The 16160-nt window shown below is 58.8% G+C and carries 15 protein-coding genes; 10 read left to right on the top strand and 5 right to left on the bottom strand.

What is annotated here, in order from left to right:
• Positions 1-75: 75 nt before the first annotated feature.
• The gene (locus ABVF61_RS14880) at positions 76-1443 is read right to left on the bottom strand and encodes an aminotransferase-like domain-containing protein (protein ID WP_353996433.1); all 1368 of its coding nucleotides are present in this window, start codon (positions 1441-1443) and stop codon (positions 76-78) included.
• A gap of 278 nt (positions 1444-1721) precedes the next feature.
• Between ABVF61_RS14880 and ABVF61_RS14875 the strand changes: the two genes are divergently transcribed.
• The 9 genes from ABVF61_RS14875 to ABVF61_RS14835 all read left to right on the top strand — a co-directional run bounded on the left by ABVF61_RS14875 (position 1722) and on the right by ABVF61_RS14835 (position 9054).
• A complete protein-coding gene (locus ABVF61_RS14875) occupies positions 1722-2204 on the top strand; it encodes an MSMEG_0572/Sll0783 family nitrogen starvation response protein (RefSeq protein WP_353994327.1) in 483 nt (160 codons plus the stop codon).
• 69 nt (positions 2205-2273) lie between these two features.
• Positions 2274-3296 (top strand): Nit6803 family nitrilase, encoded by a 1023-nt coding sequence (locus ABVF61_RS14870; RefSeq protein ID WP_353994326.1) that lies wholly within the window; start codon positions 2274-2276, stop codon positions 3294-3296.
• Entirely contained in the window at positions 3268-4386 is a 1119-nt protein-coding gene (locus ABVF61_RS14865) for an MSMEG_0568 family radical SAM protein (protein WP_502950001.1), read from the top strand. The genes ABVF61_RS14870 and ABVF61_RS14865 overlap by 29 nt, the downstream gene beginning before the upstream one ends.
• Before the next feature lies 1 nt (position 4387).
• Positions 4388-4927 (top strand): MSMEG_0567/Sll0786 family nitrogen starvation N-acetyltransferase, encoded by a 540-nt coding sequence (locus ABVF61_RS14860; protein ID WP_353994324.1) that lies wholly within the window; start codon positions 4388-4390, stop codon positions 4925-4927.
• Complete coding sequence (locus ABVF61_RS14855; RefSeq protein ID WP_353994323.1) at positions 4900-5919, top strand: sll0787 family AIR synthase-like protein; 1020 nt, start codon at positions 4900-4902, stop codon at positions 5917-5919. Before ABVF61_RS14860 ends, ABVF61_RS14855 begins: the two co-directional genes overlap by 28 nt.
• On the top strand, positions 5912-6223 hold the full coding sequence (locus ABVF61_RS14850; protein WP_353994322.1) for an MSMEG_0570 family nitrogen starvation response protein: 312 nt from the start codon (positions 5912-5914) through the stop codon (positions 6221-6223). The genes ABVF61_RS14855 and ABVF61_RS14850 overlap by 8 nt, the downstream gene beginning before the upstream one ends.
• Positions 6220-7491 (top strand): MSMEG_0569 family flavin-dependent oxidoreductase, encoded by a 1272-nt coding sequence (locus ABVF61_RS14845; protein WP_353994321.1) that lies wholly within the window; start codon positions 6220-6222, stop codon positions 7489-7491. Before ABVF61_RS14850 ends, ABVF61_RS14845 begins: the two co-directional genes overlap by 4 nt.
• A gap of 13 nt (positions 7492-7504) precedes the next feature.
• Positions 7505-8389 carry a Pnap_2097 family protein gene (locus ABVF61_RS14840; RefSeq protein WP_353994320.1) on the top strand — a complete coding sequence of 295 codons (885 nt, stop codon included), beginning with the start codon at positions 7505-7507 and terminating at the stop codon, positions 8387-8389.
• 236 nt (positions 8390-8625) lie between these two features.
• A complete protein-coding gene (locus tag ABVF61_RS14835) occupies positions 8626-9054 on the top strand; it encodes a hypothetical protein (RefSeq protein ID WP_353994319.1) in 429 nt (142 codons plus the stop codon).
• Positions 9055-9169: 115 nt separating this feature from the next.
• Here ABVF61_RS14835 and ABVF61_RS14830 read toward each other — a convergent pair whose 3' ends face one another.
• From ABVF61_RS14830 to ABVF61_RS14815, 4 genes are read right to left on the bottom strand one after another with little or no spacing between them, the layout of a single operon-like run.
• Positions 9170-10144 (bottom strand): TAXI family TRAP transporter solute-binding subunit, encoded by a 975-nt coding sequence (locus ABVF61_RS14830; RefSeq protein ID WP_353994318.1) that lies wholly within the window; start codon positions 10142-10144, stop codon positions 9170-9172.
• A gap of 35 nt (positions 10145-10179) precedes the next feature.
• Positions 10180-12261, bottom strand: a complete 2082-nt coding sequence (locus tag ABVF61_RS14825; RefSeq protein ID WP_353994317.1) for a TRAP transporter permease — start codon at positions 12259-12261, stop codon at positions 10180-10182.
• On the bottom strand, positions 12258-13523 hold the full coding sequence (locus tag ABVF61_RS14820; protein ID WP_353994316.1) for an alkyl sulfatase dimerization domain-containing protein: 1266 nt from the start codon (positions 13521-13523) through the stop codon (positions 12258-12260). Before ABVF61_RS14820 ends, ABVF61_RS14825 begins: the two co-directional genes overlap by 4 nt.
• Before the next feature lie 3 nt (positions 13524-13526).
• Positions 13527-15170: a sulfatase-like hydrolase/transferase gene (locus ABVF61_RS14815; protein WP_353994315.1), complete on the bottom strand. Its 1644-nt coding sequence runs from the start codon at positions 15168-15170 to the stop codon at positions 13527-13529.
• A 134-nt stretch (positions 15171-15304) separates the two neighbouring features.
• Between ABVF61_RS14815 and ABVF61_RS14810 the strand changes: the two genes are divergently transcribed.
• On the top strand, positions 15305-16141 hold the full coding sequence (locus ABVF61_RS14810; protein WP_353994314.1) for a helix-turn-helix domain-containing protein: 837 nt from the start codon (positions 15305-15307) through the stop codon (positions 16139-16141).
• The last annotated feature ends 19 nt before the right edge of the window (positions 16142-16160 follow it).

Raw genomic sequence — 16160 nt, 5'->3', positions numbered from 1 at the left:
TTTCAAATTGGGCCGGATCCTTCACGCTCAGCGCAGGCTGACCTCCGGCTGAAAAGCGCTCAATCCGACTGCGGCTCAACTGTAAAAGTTGTACTCAAGCCTGTGAGCAAGCAGTTGAAGTGCTGTTTTGAGTTCATCGCGCGAAATGCGCCCACCTAAACAGACGCGGATATGCTCTGTCGGATTACCACCAACGGTAAATGGATCGCTTGGCACCAGCCCAAGACCCTTTCCCGACATTTGCCCGACGATGGCTGCCCGCGACAGATTTTCAGGCAATTTGAGCCAAATGTTGAAGCTGACCGGGTCCGCCGCGAACTCAAAATCGCTCATGATTTCTGAAGCCAGCTCCTGGCGCGCACGCGTTTCCCGTCGAATAAACCGGCGAATATGATCTGCCGTGCCATCCTGAATCCAGCGCGTTGCCAGAGCCATCGTGACCGGCGATGCCATCACGGTCATGGACTGGATCGCGGAGGTGAAACTCAGCGCCGCTTTCGTATCGGGAGCAACCACATAGGCCAGCCTGAGGCCCGCGCCTATGCATTTGGCAAGCCCCCCGATGTGCCATGTCAGGTCCGGCGCCGCCGCGGCGAACGGGCTCGGCGCATGCTCTGGAATGAAGCCGTAGGCGTCGTCTTCGATCAGGGGCAGATTGTAACGGTCAAGTATCGCGGCAATTTCTAGTCGGCGACCTTGCGGGATCGTCAGAGTGGTCGGATTTTGGAGAGTAGGGTTGAGATAAAGCGCCTTGGGGCCGTGCGCCTTGATCGCTTCTTCCAGCGCCTCGGGAAGGATGCCGTTTTCGTCTGAGGCGAGACCGACAAGCTTCAACTTGAGTGAACGTGCGATTGTTCTAAGGCCCGGATACGTGATGGCCTCACTCAGGACGACATCTCCCGGCGCGGCAAGCATGTTCAGGATCGTCATCATCGCGGGATGTGCACCAGGGGTAATGAATACACGCTCGAGCGACGGCACAAGTCCGCGCATACTCAGCCAGGAAGAGGCAGCTTCCTTGTCGAGCTCAGTGCCGGTACCATTCTGGTAGCGCAGCAGAGAAATGAGATTTCCGGAGACTGCGGAAAGCCCGGCCTGCATACGCTCGATCAGATCCGGGTTCGTAGGCTCTGGCGGCAGGTTCATGCTGAGGTCGACCTGCTCCGTACGCCGGGGCTCGGTCTCCGCCATCGACCCCTTTATCGTTTTGACGAATGTGCCGCGCCCAACATGGCTTTCAACAAGCCCACGCTCTTTTGCCTCGACGTAGCCGCGGGAAACAGTGGTGAAGTCCACGCCAAGCAGATCGGCCAGCGCGCGCTGCGGCGGCAGCCTGTCTCCCGGCATAAGGATGCCCTTCTGGAGGTCGCTCGCGATGAGGTCGGCAATCTCGACATATCTGGGCTTTCCGCTTTCCGGCAAGACCGGCTTCCAGTTCTTCATTCCAAGTCCAAGCGATTCCATTTGTTGCTTCCTGTTTAGCAAAATTGACTCAGATTGTATGTATCAATCCAATTGTATGGATAATGTTGCGACAAAACCCGATCTTTTTGATGCCATCTTAGGCGTTTGAATGCTTAGCAAATGAGCAATTGAACGAGTTTTTCGCTATTGCGTCATTTCTAAAATTTCCTCTTTTCGAGCTTAGATTGTTGTGCATACAATTTGAGTGCAAGTCAAATATTGTATGCCTATTGTATGGCAATCTAAAGGAGGGCGAAATGCCAGAAGTTACGGCGGCGGCACATAAGGACGGTGACTTCTTCGTCAACTACGAAGAAAAGGTCTTTGAGGATGTTCAGGCGGAAGAGGGTGAAAAAGCCCTGGTGACATTCCACACTGTCGCCTTTGAAGGATCGATCGGGCTGGTCAACCTGCTTCAGGCAACACGCCTGCAGCGCAAGGGGTTCGAAACATCGATCCTGCTTTACGGCCCCGGCGTCTCTCTTGGTGTCCAGCGCGGTTTCCCGAAACTCGGAGACGAAGCGTTTCCGGGTCACATGGCCATGAACAATCAGATCAAGAAGTTCATGTCAGAGGGCGGCAAGGTCTATGCCTGCCGATTTGCATTGCAGGCTCTCATGGGACACGGCGAGCCTTCGCTCATTCCCGGCATCACACCGATCGCTCCGCAGGACGTGCTTGACATCGTTCTCCTGCATCGCCGCGACGGCGCATTCATCCTGGACACCTGGACGCTTTAAATCCTGCAGGCCCGGCGCTCTGTTTGCCGGGCCCAAAAGTCTTTCAACGTTCAACATCAGTGACCGGACATGGCAAACACACACGAAACAGTACGGGTTGCAGCGGTTCAGATCTCACCGGATCTGGTGTCAAAATCACGAACCCTGGACAAGGTTATGTCTGCGATGCGCGAAGCCGCAGGAGAAGGAGCCGGCCTCGTTGTGTTCCCGGAAACCTTCGTCCCCTGGTATCCCTATTTTTCGTTTGTTCTTCCGCCCATGCTGGCAGGGAGCGAGCATCTGCGCCTTTATGAAGAGGCGGTATCGGTTCCCAGCATGGAAACAGCCGCCCTTGGAGCCCTGTCCAAGGAGCTTGGCATTGTCGCGGTCATTGGTGTCAACGAGCGCGACCATGGGTCACTCTACAATACCCAGCTGGTATTCGACGCTGATGGAACCCTGTGTTTAAAGCGGCGAAAAATCACGCCGACCTATCATGAACGGATGATCTGGGGTCAGGGCGACGGCGAAGGTCTCAAGGTGGTGGAAACCGCAGTCGGCCGGGTTGGCGCACTGGCCTGCTGGGAACACTACAACCCGCTGGCGCGTTACGCCCTGATGACCCAGCACGAGGAAATTCACGTCGCACAGTTTCCCGGATCGCTGGTCGGGCCGATCTTTTCAGAGCAGATCGAAGTTACAATGCGTCATCACGCGCTTGAGAGCGGCTGTTTCGTTGTGAACGCGACCGGCTGGCTGACGGATGAGCAGATCAATTCCATTAGCGATGATCCGAAACTTCAACGCGGGCTGCGTGATGGTTGCATGACCTGCATCGTATCCCCGGAAGGACGCCATCTTGCGACGCCCCTGACCGAAGGCGAAGGGATCCTGATCGCCGATCTGGACATGCGCCTGATCACGAAACGCAAGCGCATGATGGACAGCGTTGGTCATTACTCAAGGCCTGAGCTGCTCCATCTCGTTCACGACCGCAGGCGCGCCAGGACCGTCGCGTCGGTCGAGCGAAACGTCACCGACTTCCCGCCACAGGACACAGAAGAGCTGTTTTCAAAGCCACATGTTGAAGAGGAGCGAGTCGATGTCCGCTGAAGTTCTCATAAACGAGCTGCAAACCCGCGGTATACGCCTTGTCGATCCCAAGGCCGGTCATGAATCCCGGCGGGGCGGAGCGGGGCCGACCGATCACAAGGCGGTCACGATTGACGGGGTGACCGTCATGGTGCCCGTGCACACTGCACCTGCCTTCGAAAGCCCTTATGTCGCCGGTGCGCCGGACAAGGACGGACAGAGCGATGTTTTGAAGGATGGCGGCAGGATCGGCTCGATCAGCTTTCCGGGCCGACCGAAATTCTACGATCTGACCACGGCGGACGGTATCCCCTACCAGCATATCGCAACGCTCCATGGCCGTGATGTTCTGGCAACAACGGTCCTGCAGACGTGTATCCGGTATCAGAGCCGGACCAAGACCTGTCAGTTTTGTGCCATCGGCCAATCGCTTGCAGCCGGACGAACCATTGCTCACAAGACACCTGGACAGCTCGCGGAAGTCGCAGAAGCCGCTGTCCGGCTGGACGGGATCAAGCACATGGTGCTGACAACCGGAACGCCGAAGGGCCCGGACCGGGGCGCCGCCGTCATGGTCGACAGCGTGAAGGCCATCAAAGCTGCCGTGGACATTCCCGTTCAAGCTCAGTGCGAGCCGCCGGAAGACAACATCTGGCACGAGCGCATGAAGGCGGCCGGTGTGGACGCCCTTGGAATGCATCTCGAAGCCGTCTCGCCGGAAGTGCGTGAACGGATCATGCCCGGCAAGGCACAGGTGGGCCTGGACAAGTATTTCGATTCCTTCGAAGCCGCCGTGCCGATATTCGGCCGCGGCCAGGTTTCCACCTACATACTTGCCGGGCTTGGCGACACCGTGGAGGCCATTCTGGAAACCAGCCGCCGGCTGATCGAGATTGGCGTTTACCCGTTTGTCGTTCCCTTTGTGCCGGTCTCCGGCACACCTCTGGAAAGCCATCCGGCGCCGTCAACCGGATTTATGGACGCCATCCTGCGCCCTCTTTCCAAAATGGTCATCGAGGGCGGCTTGAAAGCTGAAGACATCAAGGCCGGATGTGGCCGCTGCGGTGCATGTTCGGCCCTTTCCGTCTACGAGAAGCTGCAGGTGAAATGACATGTTGGAGTTCAGCCGCAAGACATTCCTGTCGCCACAGTTTGCAATCAAGGCTGCGTCAGCCCCTTGGGAGTTCGCCGGAGCAACAGCTTTGAGGCTCCAGGTCTTCTGCGAGGAGCAGGAGATCTTCGAGGGGCATGACCGGGATGCAATTGATCACAAGGCGCTCCCACTTGTTGCCGTGTCCACGCTCGCCGGCGAAGCCGACGAGGTCGTCGGCACAGTGCGCATCCACGAAGAGAGCCCCGGAACCTGGTGGGGATCAAGACTGGCCGTCGCCAAAACACACCGGCGCGTCGGACGACTGGGAGCCGAGCTGATCCGGCTGGCCGTCTCGTCCGCCAATGGTTTCGGCTGTGACCGGTTCTTCGCGCATGTCCAGGAGCAGAATGTCCGGTTCTTTGAGCGCCTGCATTGGGTCAGCCTCGAGCCGGTCGACATTCACGGCAAGCGGCATATGAAAATGGAAGCAAACCTTGCCGCCTATCCTGCCTTCAAGGATCCCTCCGCGGGATGGACGATGCAGTTGAGGGGGCGGTGATGTCCGCGCGACACTGGCCGGACACACTTGCCGGGATCGCAAATATGCTGCGATCGGACCCCGGTGTCCTGGGAAAGCGCGACATAGAAACATCGTGTTCGAAACTGGGTCTCAATCAGAACTCAGAAGGGCGTCCGGGGGACGACTGCGCAATATTGACGGACCAGAGCGGCTTTCTTCTGTTCGCCATGGAAGGGTTCATCAACGCATTCGTCGAGGCAGATCCATGGTTTGCCGGCTGGTGCGGTGTCATGGTCAACATGTCGGACATTCTTGCCATGGGAGGCAGGCCAGTTGCTGTCACGGACGCTGTCTGGGCAGCAGATCCCGCAAAGGCGGAATTGATCCTCGACGGCATGCGGGCCGCCTCGGATGCCTATGGCATTCCGATTGTTGGCGGGCACACGAACCTGAGGGCAGGTCAGAGCCAGCTTGCCGTTTCGATAATCGGACGCGCCAAGAACATTATCACGAGCTTCGATGCCAGACCGGGTGATGTGCTCATCGCGGCGATCGATCATCGCGGCGAATACCGCGCGCCCTTCAACAACTGGCAAGCCGCCCTGTCTGCACCGGGAGATCGTTTGCGGCGTGACATGGAGCTGTTGCCGTCGCTGTCGGAGAATGGACTTTGCCGCGCCGGCAAAGACATATCGCAAGGCGGCGTGGCCGGAACGGCTACCATGCTGGCCGAGTGTTCGGGTGTCGCTATCGATCTTGACCTTGAAGGCCTTGAAGCACCGGATGGCGTCCCACTTGCGCGCTGGCTTGTGACCTTCCCGTCATTCGGATTTCTCCTTTCTGTTTCCGTCGACAAGGCCGCTGACGTGATAGCTCACTTCCGGGATCAGGATATCTGGGCAGGTGCCATTGGCAATGTTGCCGAAGGCTCGACTGTCTCCGTCTCGTCCTCAACCGGACACGAGGTTCTCTGGGACCATGCACGCAATCCGTATCTCGGCTTGCCCAAGAAGGAGATGTCCGATGCCTGAGCTCATGTTCAGAGTCCGCTGGCCCGACGGCAAAGAAGAGGACTGTTACTCGCCCTCTTCGGTCGTCAGAGATTACTTTGAAGAGGACAGGAGCTATCCGCTTCAAACCTTCCTGGTGCAAAGCGAGCGCGCCATGTCGGCCGCCAGCGACCGTGTACGTGCGGTCCATGGCTTTCCCTGTTCCAGGGCCGCTGCCCAGCTGGAGGCCTTGCAGCGTCAGGCAGGCCGGTTCAGCTCAACTCCCGATGCAACAGTCTTGTTTCTGCGGTTTCAAACCGCTTCTGCACCCAGGAATGTGTCATGACCCAAAGCAACCTGAAATCCATTCCCGTTGTCATCGTCGGAGGCGGACAGGCGGGTCTGTCTGCGAGCTACTATCTTTGCAAGAAGAATATCGAGCATGTGGTGCTGGAGCGGCACCGGTTCGCGCATCAGTGGCGCGAAAACCGATGGGATACGTTTTGTCTTGTCACGCCGAACTGGCAGTGCCGACTGCCCGACTTTCCCTACCACGGGAATGACCCTCACGGTTTCATGCTCAAGGACGAGATCGTCGACTACCTGGAAGCCTTCAAAAACAGCTTCGATCCTCCCCTGAAGGAGGGGGTGACGGTAACCGAAGTCTACAGGCGGGATGACGGGCGTTTTGTGGTGCATACCAGCGATGAATCCTTCCTTGCGGAGCAGGTGGTGATTGCCTCCGGTGGGTATGACACGCCGATTATTCCCCGTTATGCGGATCAGATCGACCCGGCGATCTATCAGGTACAGGCAGGCGACTATAAGAACCCGGATCAGTTGCCGGAGGGTGCCGTCCTAGTTGTCGGCGCCGGTCAATCCGGCGTGCAGATCATGGAGGATCTGACAATCGCCGGACGCAAGGTTCATCTTGCTGTCGGTCCTGCGCCCAGAGCCCCCCGCATGTATCGCGGCCGGGATGCTACCGACTGGCTTTACGACATGGGGCACTACGACCTGACAATACGGAACCATCCGCAGGGAGAGGCGGTTCATGAAAAAACGAACCACTATCTGACCGGGCGCGACGGCGGACATGAGATTGATCTCAGGAAGTTCGCGCTTGATGGAGTTTCCCTTTATGGCAGCGTTACCGGCGCCTGGAGGTCGGGTGCAACTTTCGCTCAGGATCTGGAAAGGAACCTCGACGATGCGGATGCGAGCTACGTCGGCATTCGCAATGCGATTGACGACTATATCGCGGCTAAAGAAATTGACGCGCCTGACGAAGCGCCGTTTGAAAAAGTCTGGCGGCCTGATGGCGAACCGACAGAGCTCGATTTCGAGAAGGAGAACATAACATCCGTGGTCTGGGCTATCGGGTTCCGGCCGGATTATTCCTGGCTCAAGGTTGATGTTTTCAACGATCGCGGTAGGCCGGTCTACGACCGTGGTGTTTGCGAGACCAAGGGCATTTACTTTCTCGGGCTTGGGTGGCTGAACACCTGGGGGTCGGGCCGGTTCCTCGGTGTTGGCGAGGATGCAAAATATCTGAGCGAGCACATTGAGAGCGTTTTCCAGGCATCCCGTGCAGCGCTCAGCAAAGTTTCCTGATCGAGACACGACCATGTTGGACCACGCGCTTGGAAACAGCTCTGCCCCCCCTGCCCGGCCGCAGGTGTCCTGGAGAAGCAGTCATGACCTTGGCATGCCGGAGCTCGGATATGTCGGGTTGTCGGAAAACTGGTTGCTCAAGACGCTTGGGCATCGGCATTGGCACTTGATCGCCAACGCCGCAGGTCAGAAAAATGCGACTTTCAGGAACCGGGAAGGAAACGATGTTTATGCCGCGTTTTGTGCGCTTTCCGTCAACACGCCCGCCCTTTGGTTGCCTGATCTGAATGACCGTCTGGATCTTGAATCCACCCTTTACCGGGTGTCGCGCACAAGGCTCGCATCAAGACACATCTTGCAGGTGGACGGCACTCTGATCGGATCGGTTTGTCTGGTCTCAACGTTCGTTTCGAGACGGGTAGCGGGCAGGAACGCTTCTGTCGCCCGGGTGGACTTCCCGGGACTGCCCGCGCTTCCCGCGCTCCCGGCAGACCTGGATTTTCCGCACGTTGCAGCCCGGCTGGCAAAGTCTGGAGGAGATCGCCATCTCGGCCTGGAAGGAAACGCGACAACACAGCCAACGCCCGATCTTGTTTACGAACCCTGCCCGTCGCTGGACTTCAATCGTGCCGGCTTGATGTATTTCCCGTCCTTTGTCGCCGCAGCCGAGAGGGCCGTGTTCAAACGTTTCGGAGATGCTGCCCACCGGTTCGTGTTGAGCCGTCGTGACGTCTTGTTTTTTGGCAACCTGGAGCTTCATGAAAAGCTGGCGGTTCAGATCGTCGACTGGGCCGAAGAGGAGCGCTTCACAAATGCAGCCCTTTCGGCAACCGGCGCCAACGGGCGACCGGTCTGCAAACTCTTTTGCCGGTACCGCAAACAGCAATCTTTGACCTAAGCCGGTAGCGAGCGGATTCCGTCGAACCCGCGTTTTCCCGCAGCGGCAGTGACGAAACGCGAACTTGTCGCGTCGGGATCATGTCGCACGCTATTCGAGAGGATTTGTGCGACGGCAGGCAGCCTCGGCAGCGGTCTCGGTCTTATCTGCGAGAGCCTTTACGGCCAAGTCCCGCCACAATGAGATTTTCCCGATTTTCGACGCGCTGACTTCCAGGTTCTGATACACTCGCTCCCATGTTGCGGGTTCTTTCGATTTTGTTGCTCAGCTGTAGTCCGGCACTGGCCTGGGAAGTCCGGACGGGCCCTATATGTGAGCTTGTCCACGAAGGCGAGAACGCGTCTGTGCGCGTCACCTACGATCCGGCAATCCCGCTCTATGCGCTTGAGATCATGCCTGGAAGTCCCTGGGCGGAGGGCCCGCTCTTTGCGATGCGTTTTGACGGGCCGCGCGGCAATACGATCGCAACCGACCGCCACGTGATCACGGGCGGCGGGTCAACTCTGACAGTGACCGACAGGGGTTTCGGCAACGTGCTGAACGGGCTTGAATTCAATCACACCGCGACCGCACTTCTGGGCGACCGGGCTGTGGCCCTGCCCCTTGAAGGCGCCGCGCCGGCCGTGCGCGAATTCCGGGCCTGCGCCTCCGGGCTCGTTGCCTGAAAACGTCACCAGACCATCACCAAACTCCTAAGGTTTGCCTTTCCGGGCAAAGCGATAACCTGAACCCGGCCGGAAGCCGGATGCGCGCTGCGACCCGGCTCCGCCGATCTTGCCGCTACTCGGTTGCGCCAACCTCGCGGTAGTAACGTTCGGCGCCGGGGTGCAGTTCCATGAGCCCGCGTTTGGAGGCGGCGAACTTGACGTCGAGCGCCTTTGCCCACGGGGCTTCGGACGTCACCTGCTCCAGATTGTCCCAGAAGGTCTTGGTGATCTTGTAGACGGTTTCCTCGTCGAGATCCGCGCGGACACCGATGCCGACGGCGGTATCGAAGGACATCACGGCGCTGTCGTTCTTCTGACCGTCATACATGCCAGCTGGAACTTCCGCGCGGTAGCGCCACTTCCCGAGCCATTTGTCGACCTCTTCGCCCTCATCGCTTTCCGGTCCGATGAAGCGCAGGTTTTCGGTCTCGGTAAACTGGATAAACTGGCCGCACGGGTCGAGGCAGCCATTCACATAAACATCAATCTTGCCGTCCAGGAAGGCCTGGAAGCCGGTCTGCCAGTTGGCCTTGATCGCATCATAGTCTTCATCCACCACAAGGCCTGTCGTCGCTTCCACCCAGCCGCGCGCCGCATTGTAGGCACCGCCGCCTTGCGGACCGAGAAAGACAGAAGCGCCTTCAATGTCGTCCAGAACCTGAATGTCGCTGTCATCGCGGACGGCAAAGTGATACTGGCCATAAGGGAACCACATGAGCAGCTTGTAGTTCTTGGCAAGCTCCGGGGCGTCTGCCTCTTTGGCATACATCGCCTTGCCGGCGGACATCAGGTTGTAGATGACCGGGCTGGTCATGGACATGTCGAGGTTGCCACGCGCAACTTCCATCATGTGCAGGGTTGCCGCGCCGCCGCCGGAAACTTCGATTTCAATATCATCCAGATTGTCGGTCACGATATTGGCAAAGGTCGCCATCGTGATTGCCTGTCCGAGGCTCGGGGCGATCGTTGCCATTTTCAACGTTTCCTGGGCCGCGGCCGGTGCTGCCCAGATCATTGCCGCAGATGCAGCGACTGCTAGTTTCCGCATGTGTTGTCCTCCCTGACAAATGCATTTCAAAACCGTCAGGCCGACTTTGCGTCGACCGGTGACGGGTCTCCTCCCAAATACCGGTGTCCGATGACCAGGCCGATCCCGACAAGCAGCGCCGGTCCGGCGATTGCCATGTTCGGTATGAGCAGTGCGATGCCAACAATGCCGCGCAAAATCCGCTCCAGCGAATTGAGCCTGTTCTTCTCAAAGCCGGTCAAAGCGGACGTCAGAAGCCACATGGAAAGCGCGAAGGCAACGACGATCCAGCCAAGATCGAACCAGGTCACAGTTGCAATTTCGATCATCGCTTTCGATGTCGGCACTTCACCGCCGAACCACGCAAACAGGACCTGCAGTTTGTAAAGAACTGCCGGGTGATAGACGAATACGAACGGAATGATGAAGCCGGCCAGCGCGAGCCGCGCGGCCTGAAATCCGGTGCGAACCGGATCGGCCCCTGCAATGGGTGCGGCCGCGAACGCCGCCAGCGCGACCGGTGGCGTCACTGTCGAGATAACAGCAAAGAACACCACGAACAGATGCAAGGTGAGCGGTGCAATGCCAACGGCGTCTATACCGGAGCTGAGCGCGATGACGATGATGAAATAGGTCGCGCCGGGCGGCAGTCCCATGCCGAGAACGATCGCACCGAGCGCGACGACGACAAGCGTGCCGAAAAGCGGTCCGCCCGCCAGCTGCGCCAGAAGCAGCGACAAGCGCCCACTGAATCCGGATACCTGAATCAGGCCAACGATCAGCCCGATGGCGGTGACGATGACGATGATGGAGGCCGACATGCGGCCCGCGCTGACGAAGGCCTGATAAAGCTTTTCCGGCGAGCGGAACTTACGGAACAAGAGGAGCGCGCATGCAAGTGCAACGATGAAGCCATAGAAACCGGCCTTTGGAACTGAGGGCTGAACAAACAGGAAGTAACTCAGCACGCCCAATGGGAAGATGAAGACCAGGCACTGGACGCGTTCGGCGGCTGTCAGGCGCGGTCGTTCTTCAGCCGGCAGTGGACCGACACCCTGCCGGCGGGCTTCGAAATAGACGGTCAGGAAAGTGCCGAGATAAAAGAAGACAGCCGGGATGATCGCGGCGATGACGATGTAGCGATACTCAAGCCCGATCTGCCCCGCAACGAAGAAGGCGACAACGCCCATCACAGGGGGCATCACCTGCCCACCGGTCGAGGCAGCAGCTTCCACGGCCGCGGCAAAGGCCGGTCGGAAGCCGGAGCGCTTGATAACGGGTATCGTCATGACGCCGGTCGATACGACGTTGGAGATGGCAGCTCCGCTCAGGGTTCCGAACAGCGCTGAACTTGCAACAGCTGCATGCGCCGCTCCCCCGGTCAGCCCACCGGTCAGACGGTTGGCTATCTTCATCAGGAGATCCCCTGCCCCACTGGCCATCAGCACGGCGCCAAAGACAATGAAGATCAGCACGTTGCCGGAGACAACCTGCAGCGGCTGACCGAACATGCCGCCGGTTTGGGACCAGAAATTCAGCACCATGGAGCGCATGCTTTGGGCCAGGGTCGCGTCGGAGCCCGCGAGAATGCCTGTCCAGTCCGGCAACCAGCCACGCACAAAGAAATAGATGATCCAGAAGAGGCAAAAGCCGACGATGAACGAGCCGAAATTGCGCCAAGTCAGATAAAGAACCAGCACGGTGGCGAGCGGAAACAATACGAAGTCTATCGGGCGCGCGGATGGCAATGCGCCGCCATCGACCGCAAAGAGGTTCGCGACCCACAAGGAGAACACGACCGTTGAAGCCATCGCCAGAAGCCACTTCACCCATGGGCGCGTTTCGCCAAGGCTGAGAAACGAAACTGCGAAGGCGAACAGGATCGGAAGCCCGAGGATCAACCCGGTCGGCAACAGAAAGGCGCGTTCGAACGACCGGTAACTTCCACCCAGCCAGTGTTCACGCAGCAGAAGACGTTGCTGCCGCCTGGACAATTCTTCAAACCCGGGTGTCGTGACCTCGATGATCCAGCGCACGAATTCCGAAAGCGGGCCTGACGCGGCATAGACCAAAATGACAAGGGCAAAGACAAAAGCCAGGAGGTCGGCAAACCGCTGTTCAATTCCTGCTTTCGTCATTTGGCTGCCTCCCCGTTCCGCAGGCGGCGTGCGTGCCAGAGATAGGTGTTGCGGGCTGTTGCGTTGATCTCAGTTTCAGCCAGCTGCTCCATTGTCTCGGCCTTCAGGGGCTCAGCCGCCATGCCCAGCGCGATCAGATGGTCGCAAAGTTCAAGCCGCCACTGAGGATCTTCCGTTGATTGCGCCGCAGCCATGAGCGCATCAGCACCGCCCGCAAGCTTCGCCATGTGCGCAGCTCTTTGGGCCGAGGACAGAGTGCCGAGATGCGTCGGATTGCCGTCGTACCAGCCGAGTGTCCCGGTTGCGAAGGCGCGCGATGACCAGGCCGCCTTGCCGTAGAACTCGCCAAGCCAGGGCTTGTCCGCGATTTCTTCGGGAAAGATGAGACCGGCGGCGATATCGTCCATGGAGAGGCCAGCATCCATGCCATCGGCTGTGTGTCGCATCACATGGCGGATGGCTTTATGGGTCGAGCCCAGTACTTCGCGGACCTTGTCCTTGCCGAAGACCGGCATTGTGTGGCCGGGCGCAAGCACGTTGGCACCGAGACCTTCCAGCAGCTGAAGACTGTCGGCCCACGCGGCAAAGTCACGATACGGCGTTCCGCGGATCGCGTAGAGATTTGGAAAGGCGTGATACCAGTTGTCACCTGGGAACAGGATCGCGGTTTCCTCCAGCCAGACCGCCATGTGATCCTCGGTTTCGCCTGGTGCCATGATCAGCCTTGCCGCGACGCCGTCGAGATCGATCTCCCGATCGTTTTCCACCATCAGTGTCGGCGGCAGAAACCCTGCGCCCAGACCTTCCATCGGCCGGTCTCCCGGACCGCATCCGAGTGAGACGCGTTCCTCAGAGGGCAGGCCGATGCCGAATTGCGCGGCCGTCCTGCGGTTCAGCGCCTTGTGCGGGGCGATCAGCTGCTCGTCCTGCCCAACCAGATCCGACTTGAACTTTGCATTGGCGATGACCGGGATATCACGTTCCTCGGCAAAAACGCTTGCGCCCGAAATGTGATCCCTGTGGCTGTGGGTGTAAATAATCCGCCCGACGGGCTTGTCGGTACGCTTGCGGATTTCGGCGAGAACACTCTTTGCAGCACCCGTACTCTCGGAGGTATCGATAACCGTTAGAGTGGTGTTTCCCTCCACAACATGCTGGGTCGACGCCGCGTATCCGACCGCGGTCCAGACGCCGGGCGCCAATTCGACAATCGTCTTGCGGAACTGGGTTTCGTTATGGCGGAGGAGATCTGCATTCGGCATGGGTCAGTCTCCCGTGTGCTTCTGGAGAGCCGGACCGCGATAGTTTTCCGTCAACTCTTCAGGCACTTCCGAACCGTCCACCAGAAACGGCAGAATGCCCCTGCGCATGGACCGTCCCCGCATGCCCCTGATGTCATCGTCGGAACGTGTGACGCGCTGCGCGCAGCGTCGTCCCCACTCGGCCAGCATGGAATAGAGGCGGTCGATCTCCGCCTGATGCGCATCCCCCTTGGCGAGATCGTGAAACTCGTCCGGATCGGTTTTCAGGTCGAACAGTATTGGCCGGAAACCGCCCTCGGCGTGCATCAGCTTATAACGGCCGTCGAACACCATGAAGAGCCGGCAGTCCTTCGGGTCGAGACCCAGCTTCATGGCCTGAGGCGTCGGCGAATAATCGAACTCGGACACCGCGAATTCACGCCATTTCGGCGTGTCACCGTGCAGCCAGGGCAGAAGCGAACGACCCTCAAGAATATGGTCCTGGACGGCACCGCCCGCGGCCTCCACGAAGGTCGGTACAAGATCAATGGATTCGACCAATGCATCGCAAGCGGTGCCGCGGGTCGCGTCGCCCTCGGGGCGGGGATCGTAGACGATCATGGGGATCTTCACCGAAGGATCATGGAAGAGATCCTTTTCGCCCATCCAGTGATCGCCGAGATAGTCGCCATGATCGGATGTCAGAACGATCATCGTGTCCTTCAGCCGACCTGTGCGCTCAAGATGATCCAGCAAAACTCCGAGCTGGTCATCGCATTGCTTGATCAGACCCATATAGGCGGGAATGACTTTCTGCCGAACCTCGTCCTTCTGAAAGGCGGAAGAGATCCTGTTTTCCATGTAAGCAGCAAAGACCGGATGGGCATCCTGCCGTTCAATCTCGTGACGGCAGGCTGCCGGAACATGGTTCTGCCCGAACATGTCGTGATAAGGCGCTGGAACGATATAGGGCCAGTGCGGCTTGATATAGCTTACATGCGCGCACCAGGGACCGCTCTGCTCCTCGATGAAGTCGATCGTCCGGGCCGTCAGCCACGGTGTCTCGCTGTCCTTTTCCTGGATGTTGGCCGGTTTGTCCGCATTGGCAAACATCCAGCCCGATGCCATGTTGCCGTCGTCATCGATACCCGCATTGGCAAAGTCTGCCCATGGGTTCTCGCCCTGATAGCCCTTGGATTTCAGATACTCGTTATAAGGCGAACGCTTTTCGTCATAGAACCCGTCCGGGCCATAGCCCCAGAGCCCGTCGTCCCGGATCCAGACGTCAAAGCCACACTCGGCCTGGCGCGCGCCGATCACGCTGTCGGGCGCGAGCCCCAGGCGTTCCATACCGTCTTTGTCCGCCTTCATGTGGGTCTTGCCGATCAGCCAGCAGTCCATTCCGGCCTTGCGCAAGTGATCTCCGAGTGTCTGCTCGCCAACACGGAGGGGAAACCCGTTCCATGCCGCCCCGTGGGAAGATACATACCTGCCGGTGTAAAAACTCATCCGGCTCGCACCGCAAATCGGGGACTGCACATACGCATTGGAAAAGCGGACCCCCATGGCCGCCACCCGATCGAAATTCGGGGTGTGCAGATGCGGGTGTCCGGCGCAGCTGAGGTAATCAAACCGCAGCTGGTCATACATGATGAACAGGATATTCACGCGCGGATTTCTCCACTTTTTTGCCGGCGTTTGCACCGGCTTCCTCCCTCGGGACAAAGCCCGTTGTCCGGAAAGTATTGCTCTTCTTTTTCAGGCTGTCTAATCTTCAGTCCGCTAGGCGGACCGATGAGCAGATGACTGAAAAAGACCAAAGCGAGCGTGTCAGATCCCTGGAACGGGGGCTCGAAATCATCGAATACCTGTCGCGCCGAACACGCACATCACTTGCCGATCTACGCCAGGCGACCGGCTATTCCAACGCGACATTGCTGCGCCTGTTGGCAAGTCTACAACATCGGGGCTGGGTCCGGCGCAACATCGTGGAGGGCCAATACGAACTCTCGCACTCGATCGGCAAGGTGCTGGGTGAAAAGGCCCGGGCCCATCCGCTCGCCGAACTTGCAGGTCCCATTCTGCTTGATCTCAAGGGGCGGCAGACGGGACTACCTTCAGATCTCAATGCAGTCATGGGTGCGGGGCGCATCGAAATTATCGAAAGCACCCGCCTGCGCGGTCCGATGGCGCCGACGCGGACCGCGCTCGGCATCCGTCCCTCGATGGTTCTCTCCGCGCATGGGCGCGCCATTCTTGCATTTTCGCCCGAGGCTGTCGCAGAACGGCACCTTGAAAGCCTTCGCCAAATTGCCGGCAAGGAAGAGCTGCGCATGATCGAAAGTGGATTTCTGGCACGCGAGATTGAAGAAACGCGCCAGCGCGGCTTCGGCCTTCGCGAGGCAGCTTACTGGCAGGCGCCCTTCGACCCGGGACCGGAACTCGGTGCAATGGCGGTTCCGATCATTTCAAAGTCCGGTGTACATGGGTCGATCAGTATTCTCTGGATGATCGATGACATGGATATCGACGAGGTGCTGGCTTTCGGTTGCCTGGACGACCTGCAAAAAGCTGCTGGCCGCATTGCCAACGTGCTGGACCGTGAACGGATCAAGGCACCGGATATTTTGTGGGGTTAGCTGTGATCACGTTTTTAGC

The sequence above is a fragment of the Roseibium sp. HPY-6 genome (genome assembly GCF_040530035.1).
Taxonomy (GTDB): domain Bacteria; phylum Pseudomonadota; class Alphaproteobacteria; order Rhizobiales; family Stappiaceae; genus Roseibium.
The sequence above is the reverse complement of the archived record's forward strand: the minus strand, read 5'-3'. Positions and strand labels throughout refer to the sequence as shown.